The sequence below is a fragment of the Catenulispora rubra genome (assembly GCF_015356825.1).
GTDB classification, from domain to species: Bacteria; Actinomycetota; Actinomycetes; order Streptomycetales; family Catenulisporaceae; genus Catenulispora; species Catenulispora rubra.
The window spans coordinates 110,058-122,778 of sequence record NZ_JAACYW010000003.1; the positions used below are offsets into that span (position 1 = coordinate 110,058).

General features: G+C 68.7%; 11 protein-coding genes. 7 read left to right on the forward strand and 4 right to left on the reverse strand.

The features are described 5' to 3' along the window. Positions 1-22 precede the first annotated feature (22 nt). The 5 genes from GWK61_RS59235 to GWK61_RS02460 all read left to right on the forward strand — a co-directional run bounded on the left by GWK61_RS59235 (position 23) and on the right by GWK61_RS02460 (position 8,309). Positions 23-2,011, forward strand: coding sequence for a cation-translocating P-type ATPase (locus tag GWK61_RS59235; protein ID WP_194904414.1), 1,989 nt, complete (start codon positions 23-25; stop codon positions 2,009-2,011). Positions 2,012-2,022: 11 nt separating this feature from the next. Further along, positions 2,023-2,817, forward strand: coding sequence for a slipin family protein (locus GWK61_RS02445; RefSeq protein ID WP_194904416.1), 795 nt, complete (start codon positions 2,023-2,025; stop codon positions 2,815-2,817). Then, positions 2,814-5,183 carry a phosphoketolase family protein gene (locus GWK61_RS02450; RefSeq protein ID WP_194904418.1) on the forward strand — a complete coding sequence of 790 codons (2,370 nt, stop codon included), beginning with the start codon at positions 2,814-2,816 and terminating at the stop codon, positions 5,181-5,183. Before GWK61_RS02445 ends, GWK61_RS02450 begins: the two co-directional genes overlap by 4 nt. Further along, positions 5,180-7,879, forward strand: a complete 2,700-nt coding sequence (gene mgtA / locus GWK61_RS02455) for a magnesium-translocating P-type ATPase (protein WP_194904420.1) — start codon at positions 5,180-5,182, stop codon at positions 7,877-7,879. Before GWK61_RS02450 ends, mgtA begins: the two co-directional genes overlap by 4 nt. 199 nt (positions 7,880-8,078) lie before the next feature. Continuing rightward, positions 8,079-8,309 (forward strand): ANTAR domain-containing protein, encoded by a 231-nt coding sequence (locus GWK61_RS02460; RefSeq protein ID WP_194904422.1) that lies wholly within the window; start codon positions 8,079-8,081, stop codon positions 8,307-8,309. A gap of 273 nt (positions 8,310-8,582) precedes the next feature. Here GWK61_RS02460 and GWK61_RS02465 read toward each other — a convergent pair whose 3' ends face one another. Continuing rightward, positions 8,583-9,044, reverse strand: a complete 462-nt coding sequence (locus GWK61_RS02465) for an I66 family serine proteinase inhibitor (RefSeq protein ID WP_194904424.1) — start codon at positions 9,042-9,044, stop codon at positions 8,583-8,585. Positions 9,045-9,313: 269 nt separating this feature from the next. Between GWK61_RS02465 and GWK61_RS02470 the strand changes: the two genes are divergently transcribed. Further along, complete coding sequence (locus GWK61_RS02470; protein ID WP_194904426.1) at positions 9,314-10,513, forward strand: esterase/lipase family protein; 1,200 nt, start codon at positions 9,314-9,316, stop codon at positions 10,511-10,513. A 202-nt stretch (positions 10,514-10,715) separates the two neighbouring features. On the opposite strand, the gene GWK61_RS02475 is transcribed toward GWK61_RS02470, so the two are convergent. Then, positions 10,716-11,225, reverse strand: a complete 510-nt coding sequence (locus GWK61_RS02475; RefSeq protein ID WP_194904428.1) for a tellurite resistance TerB family protein — start codon at positions 11,223-11,225, stop codon at positions 10,716-10,718. Positions 11,226-11,531: 306 nt separating this feature from the next. Beyond that, entirely contained in the window at positions 11,532-12,122 is a 591-nt protein-coding gene (locus GWK61_RS02480; protein ID WP_194904429.1) for a hypothetical protein, read from the reverse strand. Between the two features lie 184 nt (positions 12,123-12,306). Here GWK61_RS02480 and GWK61_RS02485 point away from each other — a divergent pair, with 184 nt between their 5' ends. Then, positions 12,307-12,504 (forward strand): hypothetical protein, encoded by a 198-nt coding sequence (locus GWK61_RS02485; RefSeq protein WP_228561624.1) that lies wholly within the window; start codon positions 12,307-12,309, stop codon positions 12,502-12,504. Here GWK61_RS02485 and GWK61_RS02490 read toward each other — a convergent pair. Next, on the reverse strand, positions 12,486-12,674 hold the full coding sequence (locus tag GWK61_RS02490) for a hypothetical protein (protein ID WP_194904450.1): 189 nt from the start codon (positions 12,672-12,674) through the stop codon (positions 12,486-12,488). The two genes, GWK61_RS02485 and GWK61_RS02490, sit on opposite strands and share 19 nt — an antisense overlap. Positions 12,675-12,721: the final 47 nt, after the last annotated feature.

Genomic DNA, 12,721 nt, shown 5'->3' on the forward strand with positions numbered 1-12,721 from the left:
GTCAGCCCCGAGGAGAGCGACAATGACCGCCACCGCGACGACACCCGTCGACAACCAGGCCGTACCTGACGACAACGACACGGCCGAGAGCGTCGATGAGCGCCGGCCGCTGGCCGAGCTCTTCCGGGATCTGCGTACCTCGCCGAAGGGGCTGTCAGAACGCGAAGCCGCGCGGCGCCGGTTGGTGTACGGCGCGAACGAGTTGGCTCGTCGCGGCGGCTGGCGGTGGCCACGGGAGTTGCTCGATCAGTTCACCCAGCCGCTGGCGATCCTGTTGGCGGTCGCGGCGGTGCTGGCGCGGGTGGGCGGCACGTCGGCGCTATCGATCGCGGTGGTGGCCGTGATCCTGCTGAACGCCGGGTTCGCGTTCGTGCAGGAGATGCAGGCCGAGCGCGCGGTCGAGGCGCTCGCGGCGTTCCTGCCCGCGACGACGAAAGTGGTGCGCGACGGGGTGCGCGGCGAGATCGCGGCCCGGGACCTGGTTCCCGGCGACGTGCTGGTCGTCGCCGAGGGCGACCGGGTCAGCGCGGACGCGCGGATCATCGACGGGGACGTCCTGCTGGACCTGTCGTCGCTGACCGGCGAGTCGGAGCCGGTGAGCCGCTCCGGGCAGGCGGCCGCGGTACCCGGTCCGCTGCTGGAGGCGCACGATCTGGTCTTCAGCGGCTCCACGTGCACCGGCGGCGAGGCGACCGCGGTGGTGGCCCGCACCGGCATGCACACCGAGTTGGGACATATCGCGGCGTTGTCCCAGCGTGTGGATACCGAGCGGAGCCCGCTGGAGCGTCAGGTGCGGCGGGCGACGTGGATCACCCTGGCGCTGGCCGGCGGAGTACGCGAACTCGCGCGGCAAGGCGCTGTCGTCAAGCGGCTGTCCGCGGTGGAAACGCTCGGATCGACCACTGTGATCTGCACCGACAAGACCGGAACGCTCACCGAGAACCGGATGCGCGTCACCAAGCTCTGGCTGACCGGCGCCGAACTCGAAGCCACGGCTCCGGTCGACGATCCGCGGGCCCGCGCACTCACCCAAGCCGCGGCAGCCTGCACGACCGCCGACGCACGCCTGAAGCGGATGTCGACCATCGACGTGGACGGCGACACCGCCGCCGGCCACACGAAAGGCGCGTTGGAGGCTGAGATCGCCCGGCAGGTCGGTATCGGAGGCGAGGGCGGCCGCATCGTGACGGGGCAGGAGTTGGACCGGCTGACCGACGCCGGGCTGGACGCGGTGCTCGCTGAAGCCGGCGAGATCGTGTTCGCCCGCGCGTCCCCCGAGGCGAAGCTCCGGATCTGTGAGGCGCTGCGCACCCGCGGCGAGGTGGTGGCGATGACCGGTGACGGTGTCAACGACGCCCCGGCGCTGCGGCACGCGGACATCGGCGTGGCGATGGGCAGATCCGGGACCGACGTCGCCCGGGAAGCCGCGACGATGGTGCTGACCGACGACGACTTCGCCACCATCGTCGTCACGGTCGACGCCGGGCGGCGGGTGTTCGACAACGTCCGCAAGTTCGTCGACCGCGCGCTGCTCTTCCGCGCCTGGGCCCTGCTCGGATCGGTCTCGGCGGCGCTGGTGATGGCAGCGTTCTTCTTCACCCTGTGGTGGGCAGGGTGGCACTCCGGCGACCCGACCGGCGGCGGCACTCCACTGCACCATGCCTATCTCCAGGCCACGACGATCACGTTCGCGGGCATCGTCGCCTGCCAGATCGGCACGGCCTTCGCGGCCCGCACCGACCGCGCCTCGCTGTTCGCCGTCGGCCTGCGATCCAACCCCCTGCTGCTGTGGGGGCTGGCCTTCGAGCTGCTGTTCACCGCGGCGGTGATCTACGCGCCGCCGCTGCAGCACGTCTTCGGGACAGCGGCGTTGAGCCCGGCGCAACTGGCCGTCGTCGCCCCGTTCCCGGTCGTCGTCTGGGGCGTGGACGAACTCGTCCGCCGGCTCCGTCGCAGCCGGACCGCACTCACTCCCCTCCCCGACCGGCTCGTTCCCGCAGTATGCACATAAGGACTCCACTCATGTTGTTCGCCTGGATCGCCGTCATCGTCGTCGTTCTGGCGGTGCTGTATCTGGCGCTCGCCGTCAAGGTCGTCAAGCAATACGAGCAGGCGGTCCTGTTCCGCCTCGGGCGCGTCGTCGGGGTCAAGGGCGCCGGGCTCAAGGTCATCGTGCCGGTCATCGACATCCTGCACCGGGTGAGCCTGCGGATCGTCACCATGCCGATCCAGTCCCAGGGCATCATCACTCGCGACAACGTCAGCGTCGACGTTTCGGCGGTCGCCTACTACCGGGTCGTGGACGCCGAGAAGTCGGTGGTGGCGATCGAGAACGTGCAGTCGGCCATCAACCAGATCGCCCAGACCACGCTGCGGAAGGTCGTCGGGCAGCACACGCTGGACGAGACCCTGTCGGAGACCGACCGCATCAACGTCAACATCCGCGAGATCCTCGACGTCGCCACGGTCGAGTGGGGCGTCGTGGTCACGCTGGTGGAGCTGAAGGACATCCAGCTGCCCGACAGCATGAAACGGGCCATGGCCCGCCAGGCCGAGGCGGAGCGGGAGAAGCGCGCGAAGATCATCGCCGCCGAGGGCGAGGCGCTGGCCGCCGACGCCCTGGGCACCGCCGCCGACATCATGATGGCCCACCCGCTCGCGCTCCAGCTGCGCAACCTGCAGAGCCTGGTGGAGATCGGCGTCGACAAGAACACCACGGTCGTCTTCCCGGCCCCGTTGATGAGCACCATCGGCGAGCTCGGCTCCTTCCTGGCCCGCGAGGCGGCGTCAGCCCTACCGAATCAGGATGACGCATGAGCACCACGGCCCCGTCCACGGAACTCCTGGACGCCATGGACGCCTACTGGCGCGCCGCCAACTATCTCTCGGTCGGCCAGCTCTACCTCTACGACAACCCCCTGCTGCGCCGTCCGCTGGAGCTGTCCCACGTCAAACCCCTGGTGGTCGGGCACTGGGGCACGACGCCGGGCCAGAACTTCATCTACGTCCACCTGAACCGGGCCATCAAGGAGTACGACCTGGACATGATCTACGTCGCCGGCCCCGGTCACGGCGGCCCGGCGCTGGTGGCCAACACCTATCTGGAAGGCAGCTACAGCGAGGTCTATCCCGATGTGAGCGAGGACGAGGCCGGGCTGAAGAAGCTGTTCAAGCAGTTCTCGTTCCCCGGCGGGATCTCCAGCCACGTCGCGCCGACCACGCCGGGGTCGATCCACGAGGGCGGGGAGTTGGGCTATTCGCTGAGCCACGCCTTCGGGGCGGTGTTCGACAGCCCGGACCTGATCGTCGCCTGCGTCGTCGGCGACGGCGAGGCCGAGACCGGTCCGCTGGCGACCGCGTGGCACTCCACCAAGTTCCTCGATCCGGTCGGGGACGGCGCGGTCCTGCCGATCCTGCACCTGAACGGCTACAAGATCAGCAATCCGACGATCCTGGCGCGCATCGAGCACGAGGAGCTGGAGCAGTTCCTCCGCGGCTGCGGCTGGGAACCGCTGTTCGTCGAGGGCGACGAGCCCGCCGAGATGCACCGGCTGATGGCCGCCGCGGTGGACGAGGCGATCGAGGGCATCCGGCGCAATCAGAACACCGCCCGCGACACCGGCGACCGGACCCGGCCGCGCTGGCCGATGATCGTCCTGCGCTCGCCCAAGGGCTGGACCGGGCCGAAGACCGTCGACGGACTGGCGAACGAGGGCACCTTCCGCTCGCACCAGGTGCCGCTGCTGGTGGACGCCGCCCACTTCGAGCACCTGGCCCGGCTGGAGAGCTGGCTGCTCGGCTACCGGCCGCAGGAGCTGTTCGACGCCGACGGCCGGCTCCTGCCGGAGCTGGCCGAGCTGGCGCCGAAGGGCGACCGGCGGATGGGCGCCAACCCCCGCGCCAACGGCGGTCTGCTGCTGCGCGACCTGCGGATGCCGGACTTCCGGGTGCACGCCGTGGACGTGCCCGCCCCCGGCGCCGTCGACGCCCAGGACACGGCCGTCCTGGGCCAGTTCCTCAGGAGTGTGATCGCCCTCAACACCGACCGGCGCAACTTCCGGATCTTCGGCCCGGACGAGACCCTGTCCAATCTCCTGGGCGCGGTCTTCGAGGTGACCGACCGGCAGTGGAACGCACGGACCCTGCCGAACGACGAGTTCCTGGCACCGTCCGGACGGGTCCTGGACTCGATGCTCAGCGAGCACCAGAGCCAGGGCTGGCTGGAGGGCTACCTCCTCACCGGCCGCCACGGCCTGTTCAACTGCTACGAGGCGTTCGTCCACATCGTCGACTCGATGTTCAACCAGCACGCCAAATGGCTGAAGGTCACCGCCGGGCTGCCCTGGCGCCGGGACATCGCCTCGCTCAACTACCTGCTCACCTCGCACGTCTGGCAGCAGGACCACAACGGCTTCACCCACCAGGACCCGGGCTTCCTGGACCACGTCGTCAACAAGAAGGCCGACATCGTCCGCGTCTACCTGCCGCCGGACGCCAACACCCTGCTGTCCGTCGCCGACCACTGCCTGCGCAGCCGGCACTACGTCAACGTCATCGTCGCGGGCAAGCGCGCGATGCCCCAGTGGCTCTCCATCGAGGATGCGGCCCGGCACTGCGTGAAGGGAGCCGGGGTCTGGCAGTGGGCGAGCAACGACCAGGGTACCGAGCCGGACGTCGTGCTGGCCTGCTGCGGGGACACTCCCACGCTGGAGGTCCTGGCCGCGGTGTCGATCCTGCGCGAACACCTGCCGGAACTGAAGGTCCGCGTGGTGAACGTCGTGGACCTCATGAAGCTCCAGCCCGCGGCGAGCCACCCGCACGGCCTCACCGAGGCCGAATACGACTCGCTGTTCACCAGGGACAAACACATCATCTTCGCCTTCCACGGCTACCCCTGGCTCATCCACCGGCTCACCTACAGCCGGACCAACCGCAACCTGCACGTGCGCGGCTATGTGGAGGAGGGCACGATCACCACACCCTTCGACATGCGCGTACAGAACCGCCTGGACCGCTTCCACCTGGTCCAGGACGTCATCGACCGGGTACCCGGTCTCGGGGACCGGGGCGAGTACCTCAGGCAGCTGATGCAGGACAAGCTCGTCGAGCACGACCGCTACATCGGCCTGCACGGCCTGGACCTGCCGGAGATCCTGAACTGGACCTGGGAGCCGTCCCCATGACGGCCACCGCCCCGGCGCTGTCCGCCGACTCCGCACACACGGCCGCCTCCATACACACCGTCGCCTCCGCCGCGGCGTCGCCGGCCGGCGACGTGCTGCGTGCCCTCGGCGTGTCAGCCGACCAGGGGTTGTCCGGCGATGAGGTCACCCGACTGCAGGCTGAGTACGGCCCGAACGCCGTGGCCTCGCACAAGGCCCGAGCCCTGACGGTGCTCTGGCACCAGCTGCGCTCACCGCTGCTGGGGCTGCTGATGGCCGCCGCTGTCGTCTCCTTCCTGGTCGGGGAACGCAGCGACGCGGTCATCATCGGCGTGATCGTCGCCGTGTCGGTCGGGCTCGGGTTCGTCAACGAGTACCGGGCGGAGAAGGCCGCCGAGGCGCTGCACTCCCAGATCCGTCACGAGACCGTGGTCCTGCGCGACGGGCAGCCGGTCGAGGTGGACGTCACCATCCTGGTGCCCGGCGACATCGTCGAGCTGCGGCTCGGCGACGTCGTCCCGGCCGACGTCCGGCTGCAGGCCGTCACCGGCCTGGAGTGCGACGAGTCGATCCTGACCGGCGAGTCGCTGCCGGTGGACAAGAACCCCGATCCGGTGCCCGCCGGAACGCCGCTGGCCGAGCTGGCCGGCTGCGCGCTGATGGGCACCGTGGTCCACGCCGGCAGCGGCCGCGGGGTCGTGGTGGCCACCGGACCCCGCACCGAGTTCGGCAAGATCGCCGCCGGACTGGACACCCACCCGCTGGACACCGGGTTCCAGGTCGGGCTCCGCAAGTTCTCGATGCTCCTGGTCTACGTGGCGGGCGCGCTCACCACGACGATCTTCGTGATGAACGTGGTGCTGCACAAACCGATCATCGACGCGCTGCTGTTCTCCCTGGCCATCGCGGTCGGCATCACCCCGCAGCTGCTGCCCGCGGTCGTCTCCACTTCCCTGGCCGCCGGATCCCGCAGAATGAGCAAGCGCAAGGTCCTGGTGAAGCGCCTGGTGTGCATCGAGGACCTCGGCGACATCGACACGCTGTTCACCGACAAGACCGGCACGCTGACCGCAGGAAAGATCGACTACGAGCGCGCTGTACCGGCGAGCCCCGGCGACGACGCGGACGCCGCCCAGCGGGCAGTGCTGCGCTGGGGGCTGTTGTGTACCGAGAACTCCGCAGCCGACGGATCGGCCGTGGGCGGGAACCCGCTCGACCAGGCCCTGTGGCAGTCCTCTGCGACCCAGGCACAGCGGCCCGCACTGGCCGGCTACGCGCGCCTGGCGGCACTGCCCTTCGACCACGAACGACGCATGGCCTCGGCCCTGGTCCGGGACACCGCCGGACAGACCACCGTCATCACCAAAGGAGCGCCGGAGAGCGTCCTGGGCCGCTGCCTCGGGGTACCGGATGCGGCGCGCCAGGCGCTGCGGACGGAGTTCGCCGCGGGCAACCGCGTCGTCGCGGTCGCCACCCGCCCCGCCGGCGGTGCGGCCCAGCTGACCCCCGACGACGAAAACGGCCTGACCCTCGTCGGCCTGCTGGTGTTCCTCGACCCGCCGAAACCGGACGCCGCCGGGGCGCTGCGCCGCCTGGCCGACCTCGGCATCGCGGTGAAGGTCGTCACCGGCGACAACGCCGCCGTCGCGCTGAAAGTCTGCCGCGACCTCGGCCTCGGCGCTGGCAACAGCGACGGTGACGGCAACGCGCTCACCGGTTCGGACATCGAAGCCCTCGACGACACCCGGCTCGCCGCAGCGATCGCGACGACCACCGTGTTCGCCCGCGTCAGCCCCGAGGACAAGGCCCGGATAGTACGCGTCCAGCGCCTGTCCGGCGGCGGGGTGGCATTCCTCGGCGACGGCGTCAACGACGCGCTCGCCCTGCACGCGGCCGACGTGGGCATCTCGGTGGACTCGGCCACAGACGTCGCCAAGGACGCCGCCGACGTGATCCTGCTGGAGAAGGACCTCGACGTCCTGGCCGACGGCGTCGCCGAAGGCCGGCGGATCTTCGCCAACACCATCAAGTACGTCCTGATGGGCACGTCCAGCAACTTCGGCAACATGGCCTCCGCCGCGGGCGCGTCACTGTTCCTGTCGTTCCTGCCGATGCTGCCGTCCCAGATCCTCCTCAACAACCTGCTCTACGACACCAGCCAGCTCGCCATCCCGACCGACAACGTCGACGAGGAGCAACTGCGCCGGCCCTCGCACTGGGACATCGGCTTCATCCGCCGCTTCATGGTCTACTTCGGGCCGCTCAGCTCGGTGTTCGACTTCCTCACCTTCGGTGTCATGCTCTGGGTGTTCCACTCCGGCCCGGCCCAGTTCCGCTCCGGCTGGTTCGTGGAGTCCCTGGCCACCCAGACCCTGGTCATCTTCGCCATCCGCACCCGCCGCATCCCGTTCTTCCGAAGCCACCCCAGCCTGCCGCTGACCCTGGCCGCACTCGCAGTCGTGGCCATCGGCGCAGCGCTCCCCGCCACCCCGCCGGCCCACACCCTCGGATTCCAGCCGCTTCCGGTCACCTACTTCGCCGCCCTGGCCGGGATGGTCGTCGGCTACCTCGTCCTGATCGAGATCGGCAAGAAGATCTTCTACCGGGCCGCGGCCGCAAGAACCGCCGCCGACGCTCCGACGGCGCCGACCGACAAGAAACGCCGTCATCTACTCCGGCGCGCCGCGCACTTCAGCACCGCCACGCCCACCGGATAGGTGGTCTCGACGTTGAACGGCCTGACGAACCCGCTTCGCGCCGGTGAACGTTCCAGCGCGGCAGTCTCCTGAACGCCCGACGTTCCCCGTGTGTCAGGGCTTCACGTCGCTCCATCCCACGCCGTAGAGTTGTTGACAGCCCATCCCCAGACCCCGGTACGGCATTCCACAGCGTCTACGCGAACACAGGGGCCATGCCGTGCTGGAACCCACTAACGGAAGCAACGTCAAAGACACCGGGATCATCGACACCTCCGCAGTCATCGACCAGGCTTCCGGAGTGCTGAGCGTCCAACTCGACATGCCGATTCCGGAGGCGATGGAGTGGATGCGCTGGTCTGCGTGCGTCCACGGACAACTCGTCGCGGAGTTCGCCGCGGATGTCGTGGCCCGGCGGCTCAGCTTCGGGGTCGGTGACAGGGAGTCCTAACTCAACGCGTGGTGACCCGAGCGGTCATGGCCCGGGACTGCGGTCATAGCGGCCATAGCGGCCAGGACCGGGGAGAGGATCTGCCCTCGGAAGCGGGGTCCAGGCTCCGACGACTCCCCCCACGGGATCTGCGGGCCCATAATGAGGGCCGCGCACGGACCAGACAACGTCCACGGGTAACTTTGCACCAAAGCCAGGCCCGCGCCAGAGCGGCCCACTCCCACACCCCTGGCGAACCCTGGCGAATAGGGACGCGTTCGATCGAACGCCTTCTCAGCCGACGACCTGGATGACCAGCGGGCCCTGGTCCGCGCCGCTCGGCTGGAGCGCCACCCGCTTGGGCATCAGGCTGCGGTCCTCGATCTGGTTGCGGAACAGGAACTCGCCGGTGCCCGGTTCCTGAATCGCGTAGTAGCCGCTGGTAATCTCGCTCGCGTCCTTGATCGGTGACGCGTCGTCCTCGGCATCGTCGCTGTACCGGGTCAGGGTCCAGGACGAGACGGCAAGGCCCGCGTCGACCGGGGCGACGACCGCTTGGGTACCGGGGTCCAGGCTCGGGGCGCCGAGTACCAGACCGCCGGCCTGGTCGGTGAACTGGATGGTGCCGTCGTCCGCCGAGCTCGCGATCCACGTGGTCGCGTTGGGCGGGGCGATGATGGACGCGTAGACCTGGCCGTTGATGATCGCCACGTCGGCGCCGCGGATCGAGATGTGGACGAGCGGGCCGTTCGCCATGACTGCCACTCCTATCTCAGAGGTCTGATACTCCGGAGTCTGGACGCGCACGGCCGGGGCCGCAACTCAGCGCACTGTCAAAGTTGCTCCCCGCCATCACCGAACATCGCCCACCTGTGCTGGTTACGCCTTGCATCCGCTATTTCACGCCGCGCTTCGCCATCGGTCCATCTGCGTATATCCATGGATGAGCCACCCCACTACGGTCAATCACAGGCGTCAGCGGAGATTTCCGGACTTGCGACGCTGTGACGAGAAGGGCAAGACACATGGCCGACATCCCCGTCCAGAGCTGGAGCCTGACCGAGGCCCCCACCGCGATCGAGTACCCGCCGGCCCCGGACCCGTCCGAGGATCCCTGGCCGGTTCCCTACGGCTGGGCCCGGGTCTACTACGCGACCGGTCAGGACCACCTGACCCGGCCGGTCATCCTGGCGGACGGTTTCGGGTTCGCCGCCAGCGACCCCGACGAGCTGTGGGACGGCCTGCAGAACCACGACTACCCCTTCATCAGCAAACTGCGGGACAACGGCTACGACCTCATCCTCGTCGGCTACGACCAGCGCAGCCGGAAGATCCAGGACAACGCACAGGCGGTCATCGCCACCATCGCCCGGGCCATCGGCGAGTGCGACGACACCGTTTCGCTGACCGTCGGCGGCTTCAGCATGGGCGGCCTGGTGACCCGCTACGCCCTGGCGAAGCTGGAACACGACGAGTTCGATCACAAAACATCGACCTACATCTCCTACGACAGCCCGCACCGCGGCGCGTGGATCCCGTTGTCGCTCCAGAAGATGGCCCACGTGGTCGCGCCCTTCGCCCCGCTGCTCTCCCAGCAGATCAACAGCGACGCCGCACGCCAGCTGCTATGGCGCCACACCCCCAACATCCTCACCAAACCCCGCGAGGACCCGCTGCGCACCCAGTTCCTCCGGGAGCTGGCGGCCTACGGCGACTGGCCGCGGATACCGCGGCTGCTCGCCGTGGCGAACGGCGCGGGCAACGGCGAGCCCAACGGCGCCCTGGCCGGCGCACTCGCACTGGCCACCGAGAACCCGCCGGACGGACTCAGCACCAAGATGTGGATCCAGGACAACGGCGCGAAGTTCCACGCCGGCTGGTACAAGCTGGGCACGCTGCCCGCCTACGACTTCTACACCGAGAACATGCCCAAGGCCGACAGCGCCCCAGGCGGCACCCTCGACTCCTTCCTCCTCGCCGCGGAGAACCTGCGCGAACTCGGCTACGAGGTCGAGTGCGACTACCCGACCATCAACTTCGTGCCGTCGGTGAGCGCGGTGGCGATCCGCGGCGTCGCCACCGACGCAGAGCTCTACCTCACCATCGACAAGGAACCGGCCTCCGCCAGCGAGGTCGACGAGTTCAAGTGCTCCCGCACGAACACCCCGCACACCAAGATGACCGTCGAACTCGGCGAGTGGATCCTGGAGCGCCTGCCCAAGTAGACCGCCACCAGAAGGCACGCCGAGCCCGGCGAACCACGCAACGCGCTACTGGATGCGGGCCGCCCGCACATCTAGGTGGTCGCCAGCTGCTGAAGGTTCTGCCGGACGGCGTCAGCCGTGGCCCGCACGCCGTCCCAGGAAGGGACAGGCGTCCGGCCACGGCTGGCCCCGGACCCCGGTTCAGTCGGGTGCCCGCAGAGGATCAGAGGGTGTCGACGTGGAACAGGGCCCTGCGCATCTTGCCGCTGGCCGCCTCCATCTCGACCAGAGCCTGGATGGTCAGGACCATGTCGTCGGCGACCCGCATGGCCTTGGCGGCCTCCATGACCTTCCTCTTCTCCTTGCCGGCGTAGACGCCGTCGGCGCCGCACATCTGCGTCGCGTGGTAGACCAGGTTCGGGGCGGCGGACCAGGTCTTGACATCCGTGACGATGCCGGACAGGAGCTTGTTCAGGTCGGCGGTCTTGTAGTCGAACGTCGGGTACTGCGCCAGGATCTCCTCCGGGACGCCGAACGTGCGCTGGTGGTCGACGAGCCACCTCAGCTCGGCCGGGGAGACCTTGCCGTCGGCTCCGGCGATCGCCAGCAGGGCGTACCCGTAGTTGCGCATCGCGGTGGCGGTGGCCGCCGAGATGCCGTACTGGGACTTGGCGTGCTCGCTGACGTCGATCAGCTTCTCGTCGTGCGCGGGGGTGGGTCGCGTGGTGCTCATCTGAGCGCTCCTCGAATCCTGGCAAGCACGCCGTCGGCCGACCCTTGCTGAAAGGGGCCTCGTTCACGGCGGCGGGACGCGCAGGACTGGACGGTGTTCGCCGTCACGACGGAGTCGGGTCCTGGCAGCATCCGGCACGTGTGACCACTGAATGGGATCACATGCGCACCCTGCGTTGCCGTGCCTCAGTCTGCTCCCCCGGCACCGGCACCACAAGGGCGGTGGCAGTCCGGCGGTGACCGGCCGACCTTCCCCGGCCCCGCCAGACGCCGTACCGGGCATCACGTTGTGCACAGCGCGGACAGCTCAGCTCCAGACCAGGCGGGTATCACGCACCCTGCCAGGAACCCGGAGAGCGAGCCGGGCGCCTTGGCGAGCCTCACTACTTTCGCGAACTGGCATCAATTGGTTGAGGCGAGTTGCTTTCGACCCCGACCCCGGGATGGTCAGGCGTAGCAACGGCATCAAGAACATCATCACCAGGCCGGCAATGATCGCGAACAGGGACATGGTGGCCAGCGAGTCGTCCGGTCTCGGTGATGGCTGTCCCAGCCAGACCAATATCAAGATCTGAGTCAGCGCGAGGAAGAAGACCGTCAATGCCCACACGAGGCCGAGAACTGTAAACGCAACGCCTCTCGCGCTACTCAGCAATTCACTCGCCGTAGGCCGCTTCAGTGCGATCTTCACGATCTCTCCCCGTAGCTCCAGGCTGCGCGCCTGAAGCTCTTGCGAGGGGATGTTCATGTCTCTATCCGGCAGCGTGCCCAGATACGCCTTCACCTGGTCGGCTCGTTGCTCCCACAACAGCAGCCCTCGGCGGCCATGCGTCCTGCTCTCAAACTCGCGCGCTTCGGCGCCGGCAGCGAACAGCAAGATCGGAATTACAACCGCCATCGTCGTCGCATAGCTTGCTCGTAGTGCTGTTGATATACACGCGTGAAGCGTTTCTGTGGGTCTTGAGCCGGATCCCTGGGCATGCGGACCTCCCACCCTGTTCTATTTCCGGCTGAGCCACCCGCGTTACACCCTCGCTGGTTCAGCTGATATGCCGGTTGGCGTTGCTGTGGATCGTCGGATCATGCCCGGCGAGTCGCCGGTGCTGCTGATTCCGGCTCGGGCCGCCGGGGCCGGCCCCGAGGCGCTGCCGGCGGACTACCAGCGGATCCTGACGATCGTGCGCGACGCAGCCGGGCCGGTCACGTCCGGGCCGTCGGCGAGACGCTCGGCCTGCCAGCCGAGGTGCGGGGCAAGCTGGAGCTACTGCACGGGAAGATGAACAAGCTCGCCGACCGCGGCTGGCTGCGGAAACTCGCCGACGGCAGGTTCGCGATCGCATTCTGAGGCGAGCTGCTTCAGCCGCACGCGGTGTTCGGCCTCGGCGGCCGTCGCACCGTCATGACGTCTGCGTCCCAGGGCGCGTCGCACCACGCCGACGATCCGTGCCATGAGATCCGCTCCCTGAGTCGAACGGCAGACCTGTGCGCAAGCGCACC